The sequence below is a fragment of the Micromonospora deserti genome (assembly GCF_003236335.1).
Taxonomy (GTDB): Bacteria; Actinomycetota; Actinomycetes; order Mycobacteriales; family Micromonosporaceae; genus Micromonospora; species Micromonospora deserti.
The window spans coordinates 1-6497 of record NZ_POUB01000308.1; the positions used below are offsets into that span (position 1 = coordinate 1).

General features: G+C 75.8%; 5 protein-coding genes. 2 read left to right on the forward strand and 3 right to left on the reverse strand.

Annotated features, from left to right (window positions below):
* Window positions 1-5: 5 nt before the first annotated feature.
* Complete coding sequence (locus C1I99_RS35450; RefSeq protein ID WP_111137157.1) at window positions 6-296, reverse strand: hypothetical protein; 291 nt, start codon at window positions 294-296, stop codon at window positions 6-8.
* 375 nt (window positions 297-671) lie between these two features.
* Between C1I99_RS35450 and C1I99_RS27725 the strand changes: the two genes are divergently transcribed.
* Window positions 672-1217 carry a hypothetical protein gene (locus C1I99_RS27725; protein WP_111137158.1) on the forward strand — a complete coding sequence of 182 codons (546 nt, stop codon included), beginning with the start codon at window positions 672-674 and terminating at the stop codon, window positions 1215-1217.
* Between the two features lie 171 nt (window positions 1218-1388).
* Here the strand turns inward: C1I99_RS27725 and C1I99_RS27730 are convergent, their stop codons facing one another.
* Complete coding sequence (locus tag C1I99_RS27730) at window positions 1389-4232, reverse strand: Hsp70 family protein (protein ID WP_111137159.1); 2844 nt, start codon at window positions 4230-4232, stop codon at window positions 1389-1391.
* Window positions 4233-4747: 515 nt separating this feature from the next.
* Between C1I99_RS27730 and C1I99_RS27735 the strand changes: the two genes are divergently transcribed.
* Window positions 4748-5545 carry a S1 family peptidase gene (locus C1I99_RS27735; protein ID WP_111137160.1) on the forward strand — a complete coding sequence of 266 codons (798 nt, stop codon included), beginning with the start codon at window positions 4748-4750 and terminating at the stop codon, window positions 5543-5545.
* 189 nt (window positions 5546-5734) lie between these two features.
* Here the strand turns inward: C1I99_RS27735 and C1I99_RS27740 are convergent.
* Window positions 5735-6497, reverse strand: a 763-nt coding sequence (locus C1I99_RS27740) for a zinc-binding dehydrogenase (RefSeq protein ID WP_146604068.1), incomplete at its 5' end; no start/stop codon positions are given.

Genomic DNA, 6497 nt, shown 5'->3' on the forward strand with positions numbered 1-6497 from the left:
AAGATCTACACTTCTAGCTTCGTCGGCAGCGTCAGATGTGTATAAGAGGCAGCCTCCTCGGTGGGGCGGGCGGCGTCCCGGGCGCGCATCGCGGCGGTCACGCTCACCTGCGAGGAGCCGGAGCCGACCAGCCCGCGCAGCCCGCGCTCACCCTCCTCGCCCGGGCCGCCCCGGCGGCCCCGGGGCGGCTCGGCGCCGTCGTGCACGCCGGACGTGGTCGCGCTCGGGCCTTCGGCCGGGCCCGCGTCGTCTGGTTGGTGTCGTAGCCGGCGTCGCCGTCGTTCCGCGTCCCCCACCAGCCGACCGTACCCCCGCGGGCCCGTCCGTGCCGGCCCGGCCACCCACGGGCGCCCCACCGGTCCGCCACCGCTGCGACGTCCGTGCCGGCCCGGCGCGGGGGTGACCTGGCTCCGGCCACCCAGCACCGCGCGACGCTCGGTGGCGCCACCCCGACCATGCTCACGTGCCCGCCGGGCACGCTGAGTTCGGGTAAGGCCGTGGCGCTGGCCACCAGTTCCCCGCCGTCCCAACCGAGCTGGACGGTCGGTGGTGGATTACTCACCTGCCGTGTGTAACCGATCGGCCTGGCCTCGGCGACCGATGTGCCGGCTGGATACCCTCGAAGCCGGACGGTGGCGGTGGTCGCCGTCGGTCCTAGGGGAGGGGACGAGATGGCAGACCAGACACAGCCGTGGGCCGAGCGCACCGTCGAGGTGCCGCCGCAGCCCGGTGTCGGGGTGCCGCAGCAGCGGGACGCGTTCCGGCGAGGCGTGGCCTCGGTCGGGCCGTCCCGTACGCCACGCACCGAGCCGTTCCCCGTCGTCGGGCCGGAGCCGACCGGCACCGGCTGGCCGGGTGAGCCGGCCCCGCGACGACCGATGAGCTGGCACGTGGCCCAGCTGCGGCGCGGCGGCGAGTGGAGTGCCGCCGGCGGGCTCTTCGCCTTCGTCTGCTGGGGGATTTGGGCGATCTCCGGCGGGGGCGACCTCACCGGTCCGCTGCTGATCTTCTTGCTGAGCCTGTCGGTGGCGGCCGGGCTCTTCGCGCTCGCCCGGCTGCTCGGGCGGGTTGTGCTGGAGCGGCAGCTGGGCCGGGTGCGGCGCAGCGCGCGCGGGGCGCACCTGGTGACGGCGGTCTTCCTGGCCGGCCTCGGCATCGCCTACCTGCAGCAGACGGAGTGGGTGGTGTCGGCCTGGAACTGGATCACGAACAACTGACGCACGCCCGGGCGGGTCGGCGTGGCGCCGCCCGCCCGCGCGTCCGGTCGCGGCTGCCGCGACCGTGGTCGTCTTCCACCAGGTCGGCGGCTGCTTACCCGGCTGGTGGCGGTTCATCCGTTCCCGGCCCGCCCGGCTGCCGGTTGACCGGCCGGTCAGCGGATCGTCGGGTCAGCGCGCGAACCGGTGCAGCACGAAGTCCTCGCCCGCGCCGCAGGCGACCACCGACGTGTTCCACGAGCAGGAGGCGCTGCGTACGTCCTTGAGCTGGCCCAGCTCCACCACCGTGCCGGCGGCCACCGACACCCCCGCCACGCTGCGGTCGTCCGCCACCGAGCTGGGCTGCTCGGCGAAGACCAGAAGATTGCCGGCGTCGAGCCGGACCGGGACCCCGTCGCGGTCCCGCAGCACGACCCTGCCCTGCGGGTCGAAGAGTGTGCCGGCCGGCTCCGGGTTCGTTCGGCGGACCAGCAGGTACTCGCCGAGCGGCACCAGCAGGGTCGCGCCCGGCGCCGCCCAGCGGGCTGCCCGCTTCCCGGCCGACGCCGCCACCACCTCGGTGCTCGCCGAGTCACCGCCGGTGACCTCCAGCAGGCAGGCCCGTTCCTCGCCGCAGGGCACCAGCGCCTCCGGTCGCCGCCGCTCCTCCGGAGCGCTGTAGAGCACCACCGGCTCCGCCAGGCTGGCCAGGTCGTACGCCAGCAGCCGGTATCCGGCGTCGTCGGCGGCGACGTACAGCCGGCCCTCGTGCGCCACCACCAGGTCGTCGTGGTCGGCGACGTTGGGGCGGCTGCGGACCACCCGGCCGCTGTCCGCCTCGACCACCCGTACGGAGCGGTCCGCGCCGATCTGCACGATCCGGCGGACCTCGCCGCGCCAGGGGTCGGCGGGCGTCCCGTCGACGAACGCGGGGCCGCCCAGTGCCTCGTCGGTGGTGACCGGGTGGACCCTGGTGCGTGCCCTGCCGTACTCGTCGCGGGGACTGGCCAGTGTCCACTCCTCCCCGCCATCGCCGAGGCGTAGGCCGACCAGTCGGTCGTCGGCCCGGTCGACCAGCACCGCGGTCCGCTCGGCGAAGAGCACGTCGTCGGCGCCGCGGATGGCCTTGTGCCAGCGCTGCCGGCCCGACGCGCCGTCGAGGACCACGAGCTCCCGGGGAGCGTCGTCACCGGTGGCGTCGGCGAGGACCGCGACTGCGCCGGGCAGGGCGACGATCCCCGCCCACCGCCGCGCGGGCGACCCGGTCCGCCCCCGCCACAGCTCCCCGCCGGTGTCGGCGTCGACCGCGACCACCTCCAGCCGCTCGTCGGCGAGCGGGTACCCGAGGTACGCGCGGTCGCCGAGGACGGCGGTGAACATGGCGGTGGGCCGGTCGTGACCCGCGCCCACCCGGGTGATCTCGGTGACGGCGCTCTGGAACTCCAGCGCGGGGTAGCGGTCCCGGGTCAGGTACAGCGCCGCCGCGGTGGTCACGCCGGCGAGCGCGAGGACGGCACCCAACGCGATCCACAGCGCCGGTCGGCGGTGCGGCGGTCGGGCCGTCCCGGGCGCTCCGTGCGCCCCGGGCGCCCCGGGCACAGGGACGCCCGGCCAGGCCGGGGTGGGGCCGCCCGGCCCGGCGCGCAGGGTCCCGCCCGGCCCGTACGACCCGGCCGGTGCGTCGGCGGCAGCCGCTGCCTGGCCGGCGCCGGGGCTGCCGGCCGCCGGGCCCGCCGGTGCGGCTGCCGGTGCGATGCCGGGGCTACCGGCTGCCGGGCCCGTCGGTGCGATGCCGGGGCTGCCGGGTGTGCTCACGGGGTTGGCCTGGGCCGCCGGGGGTGGTGCGGCGGGCGCCGCGGCGGCGGGTGCGGCGAAGCCGGCGAGCACCGGGGCCCGCCGCGGCAGCGGCAGGTCGGTCAGCGCGCCCTCGGCGACCGGCAGCTCCGGCTGCTCCGGCGCGGTCGGCGTGATGGCCAGCTCGGCGTGCAGCAGCCGGGCCACCAGCGGGGTCCGCGTGGCCCCGCCGACCAGGAACAGGCCGGCGAGCTGCCGGGGGTCGAGCCCCGTCGTGCCGATCACCTCCCGGGTAACCGCCACGGCCCGGCGCAGCAGCGGCGTGGCGACCAGTTCCAGGTCCTCCCGGGTCAGCTCGATCGCGGCCGCCACCCCCGGTACGGCGACCGGCGCGACGGTGGTGCGGGAGAGCATCTCCTTGGCGCCCCGCACGTGCTCCCGAAGCTGGTGCTGGTCGCGCCGTGCGCTGACGGTCTCCGGCCTGGTCAGCCGCTCCCAGGTGCCGGGGTGCGCGGCGGTGACCAGATCGCCGAGCCGGCCCAGCAGGGCGCTGTCGAGGTCGGCCCCACCGAGGTCCGCCGTCCCGCCCGACGCGATCACGGTGAACCCCGAGTCGCCCCACGGGTCGGCGCCCTCGTTGCGCACCACCGCGACGTCGAGCGTGCCGGCGCCGAGGTCGAAGACCGCGACGGCGCCCCCGACCGGCACCGGCCGGCGCAGCACCTGGGTGTAGTACCGCGCGGCGGCGACCGGCTCCCGCAGCAGGCGGGTGCCGGGCGGGGTGGGCCCGGCCAGGGTGTGCTCGGCCGCCGGTGGCCAGCCGGCCAGGATCAGCGCGTCGGCGAGCACCTGGCGGCGGGACTCGTCCCAGGCCACCGGGCAGGTGAGCACCGCCGGCGGCAGGAAGCCGACCGCCTCGACCGCCGACCGGGCCACCGCGTGCAAGGTCGCCGCGAGTAGCTCCGCCGGGCGGTACGAGTGGTCGCCCAGCGACACGGCGGCCTCGTCGATCCGGCGCTTCGGGTGCGGCTCGTACCGGCTCGGATCCGTCCGGGCCAGCCGCTCGGCGTCCCGGCCGGCGTGCAGCATCCCGTCCGGGTCCGCGTACACGCCGGAGGGCAGCAGGGGCTGGCCGTCGACGAGCAACGGGCGGGTCTGCCCGTCCGGGCGCCGGAGCACCGCCACCGTGTGCGACGTGCCGAGGTCGACGCCGAGGGCGTACCCCTCGTGCTGGCCTGCCATCTGCCGACACCTCCGCGGGACGAGGGGATACCCGGTCCCGCATCGTACGCAGCACTCGCCGCTCCATGATCGATCGGTCAACGCGGTCCCGTTTCCGGCCGGGCCGTCGTAGCCCCGCCGCTCAGCCCGCCCGGTCCTCGCCGCCGAGCACCTCCGCGAGGCCGCGCGCGGGCGCACGACGAGCCGGCACGCCGTTCGGCGGTGGGGCGCGGCGGTGGCGTGGCGGTCGCGCGGCGCGGACGCGATGGTGGCGCGGCAGGGACGCGATAGTGGTGCGGCAGGGGCGCGACGGGTCGCGGTGATGGCGCGGCGGGGCGACGGGGTGGTGGTGCGGCGGTCGGCGATGCAGGGGGCTCCGCGCAGCTCACCCGGCGCGCCGCCCGATGAACCGGCGGACGTATGACCGAGTCGCTATGGCATCCACACATTGCCATTTATCAATCTAAGACCGTAGGCTGCCCGCCATCGCATCCGGGCGCGGCGACGAGGCGCGCCGTCGAGGGTTGGAGGCTCCCATGGTCCGTTGGCGCAGACTCGTCGGCCGGGTGGCGGCCACGTTGGTGGCGGTCACCGCAGGATCACTCGTACCGGCCCTGCCGGCCGCCGCCGAGCCGGTCGACGGCGTCACCCCGTACGTCGTCGGCGGGACCCGGGCCGCGCAGGGCGAGTTCCCGTTCATGGTCCGGCTCTCGATGGGCTGCGGCGGGTCGCTCTACAGCCCCCGGCTGGTGCTCACCGCGGCCCACTGCGTGGGGCGCACCGGCGCCAACACCAGCATCACCGCGACCCTCGGCGTGGTCGACCTCCGGTCGTCGAGCCGGATCCAGGTGCGGTCCAACTACGTGTACCGGGCGCCCGGCTACAACGGCACCGGCAAGGACTGGGCCCTGATCCGGCTGGCCACGCCGGTCACCACGCTCAGCACCCTCAAGATCGCCACCACCACCCAGTACGACAACGGCGTGTTCACGGTGGCGGGCTGGGGCGCGGCCCGGGAGGGCGGAGCGCAGCAGCGCTACCTGCTCAAGGCGAACGTGCCCTTCGTCAGCGACGCCACCTGCAACGCCTACTACGGCGGGGAGATCATCCCCAGTGAGGAGATCTGCGCCGGCTATGCCAGCGGCGGCGTGGACACCTGCCAGGGCGACTCCGGTGGCCCGATGTTCCGCCGGGACGCGTCCAACGCCTGGATCCAGGTCGGCATCGTCAGCTGGGGCAACGGCTGTGCCCGGCCCAACTACCCCGGTGTCTACACCCAGGTGAGCACGTTCGCCCCGGCGATCACGTCGGCCGCGGCCAGCCTCGGCGGATGAACCGAGCGCCGGTGGCCCGGCCGAGTCCGGCGGTCGGGTCACCGGCGTGAAGAACACCGGGTGGGTTGGGCCGACCGGTGCCGGCGGGAACTGTCCCGTCCGCCTCCCGACGACCGCCGATGAGCGTGCACGCGGCAGGTTGCTCACCCGGGACGGCGGGGTGGGCCGGTTCGGCCGGCCCGCCGACCGTCACGTGCCGGTCGCCTGCACGGTGATGAGGATCCGGCCCTCAGCCGCCGAGCGTTCAGCGGCTTCATGCGCGTCGGCAATCCGCTCCAGGGGATACCGGGCGGCGACCGGGTAGCGCAGGTCTCCCGTGGCGAGCGCCGCGGTCAGGTCGGCGGCGGCGGCCTGGTTGGCGTCCTCGGGGAAGTCGTCGTTGCTGAGGAAGCGCACGGTGATGTTCTTGAATCCCAGCGGCCAGTACGGCACCGATGGCTCGGCCTGGCCGGTGGCGTAGGTGGCTATCGTCCCGCCGTTCTTGAGGATCTCCAGGTCGGTCGCGACGCCGGTGTCGAAGGCGACCTCGGCGACCCGGTCGACGCCGTCTGGCGCGACCGCCCGGATCCGCTCGGCAGCTTCCGCCGCGGTGAGACCGCCAACGTTGACCACGTGGTGGGCGCCGGCGGCCAGCGCGTGCTCCACCTGGCCGGCCTGGCGGACGGTGTCGATCACGGTGGCGCCGCCGCGCCGGGCAACTGCCACCGCCGCCCGGCCGACCGCGCCCACCGCGCCGGTCACCACGATCGTCTGTCCGGCGACCGGTCCGTCACCGAAGATCGCCCGGTGACCGGTGATCCCCGGGATGCCCACCAGGGCTGCCTGCTGCAGCGGGACCTCGTCAGGCAGGGCGACCGCGTGCGCGCTCGGGACGGTGACGTATTCGGCGGCAGTGCCGAAGGGCCGGTACGACTGGGCGAGGAACACCCAGACCCGCTGACCGACGCGACCG